Origin of the sequence: Streptomyces sp. NPDC127177 (assembly GCF_042672475.1) — a bacterium.
Classification (GTDB): Bacteria; Actinomycetota; Actinomycetes; order Streptomycetales; family Streptomycetaceae; genus Streptomyces.
The window spans coordinates 1-2,084 of record NZ_JBHXUW010000132.1 but is presented as its reverse complement, the minus strand read 5'-3'; the positions used below and the strand labels follow the sequence as shown (position 1 = coordinate 2,084).

Below are 2,084 nucleotides of genomic sequence, written 5' to 3'. Positions count from 1 at the left end.
GGGAAGCGTGCGTACAACTCACGCCCCATACCCAACCGCTGCGAACCCTGACCCGAGAACAGGAACGCGCGCTTTCCACTCGCCACCACACCCGAAACGGCGGAGACGTCCGGATCGCCGGCGGCCAGGGCCGCGAGGGCGCGTGTGGCGTCGGTGGAACCGTCGGTCAGCACCACCGCGTTGTGGTCGAAGACGGACCGGCCTGTGGCCAGAGACATCCCGATGTCCACCGGCCTTAGTTCGGGGGCCGATTCGAGGCGGGAGAGCAGTCGGGCGGCCTGACCGCGCAGCGCCTCCGGGGTCTTACCCGAGAGCACCCACGGCACCACGGCGGGAGGCGTCTCGACCACCGTGCCGCGAATGACCGTGGCCGGCTGCTCCAGAATCACGTGCGCGTTCGTGCCACTGATCCCGAACGACGACACACCCGCACGCCGCACCCGGTCCGTCTCCGGCCAAGCCGTGGAGTCCGCGAGAAGCTCCACAGCCCCCTCCGACCAGTCCACGTGCGAGGACGGCTCCGTCACGTGCAGGGTCTGCGGCAGCACACCGTGCCGCATCGCCATGATCATCTTGATCACACCGGCAACGCCCGAGGCGGCCTGCGTGTGACCGATGTTGGACTTCACCGAGCCCAGGAGCAACGGACGCTCCGGATCCCGGTCACGCCCGTACGTCGCAAGCAGCGCCTGCGCCTCGATCGGGTCACCCAGCATGGTGCCCGTCCCGTGCGCCTCCACCACGTCGACGTCATCCATCGTCAGCCCGCCGCTGGCGAGCGCCTGGCGGATGACCCGCTGCTGGGACGGACCGTTGGGCGCCGTCAGACCGTTGGACGCACCATCCTGATTGACCGCCGAACCCCGCACCACAGCAAGGATCTCGTGACCGTTGCGCAACGCGTCGGACTGCCGCTCGAGCACCAGCATCCCGACACCCTCCGACCAGCCCACACCATCGGCCGACTCGGAGAACGCCTTGCACCGGCCATCGGGAGCCAGCCCCCGCTGACGCGAGAAGTCCACGAACACGTTCGGCGTCGACATCACGGTGACACCACCGGCCAGCGCCAACGAGCACTCACCACTGCGCAACGCCTGCATCGCCCAGTGCATCGCCACCAGCGACGACGAGCACGCCGTGTCCACCGTCACCGCCGGGCCCTCAAGACCCAGGGTGTACGAGACCCGGCCCGAGGCCAGACTCGTGCTGCCGCCTCCTTGGAAGCCCTCGAACTCGGGGCCTCCCAGGAGCGTCATGTAGTCGCTGTACATCACACCGGCGAAGACACCGGTCGCCGAGCCCTTGAGCGACACCGGGTCGATCCCGGCCGTCTCGATCGCCTCCCAGGACGCCTCCAGCAACAGCCGCTGCTGCGAGTCCGTCGCAAGGGCCTCACGCGGCGACATCCCGAAGAACGCGGGGTCGAACTCGTCGGCGCTGTGGAGGAAACCGCCCTCCTGCGTGTACGACGTGCCCAGGTGGTCGGGGTCCGGGTCGTAGAGCCCGTCGACGTCCCAGCCTCGATTGGTCGGGAACCCGGAGATGGCATCGGCCCCCTCGGTGACCAGTTTCCAGAGGTCCTCGGGCGAGGCGACCCCGCCCGGATAGCGGCAGCTCATCCCCACGACCACGATCGGATCGTCGGCACTCCCCTGAACAGGCCGTCCCACGACCGCTACTTCAGCCGAGGCATCCGCACCCAGCAGCTCCTCCAGGAGGTAGTCCACAAGTGACTGGACTGTCGGGTAGTCGAAGGCCATGGTCGCCGGGAGCCTGAGCCCACTGGCCGTGTTGAGGCGGTTGCGGAGTTCGACGGCGGTGAGGGAGTCGAAGCCCAGATCGCGGAAGGCACGGCCGGGATTGACCGCGTTGCCATCGGCATGACCGAGCACCAGGGCGACCTGCCCCCGAACCAGATCGACCAACATTTCCTGACGCTCGACGACCGTCAGCCCGACCAGCCGCTCAACCAGGCCCGCAGCAGCCGCCGAACCCGCGACCGCAGCCACACGCCTCGACCGCACACGAATCAACGAACGCAACAACGCCGGAACCTCACCCTGCGCACGCAGCACCGGAAG

At 68.5% G+C, this 2,084-nt stretch carries 1 protein-coding gene; it reads right to left on the bottom strand.

Annotation, left to right across the window (positions count from 1 at the left end; translation table 11 throughout):
• The coding region (locus ACFVJX_RS36005; RefSeq protein WP_385746757.1) for a beta-ketoacyl synthase N-terminal-like domain-containing protein at positions 1-2,084 on the bottom strand (2,084 nt) is incomplete at both ends.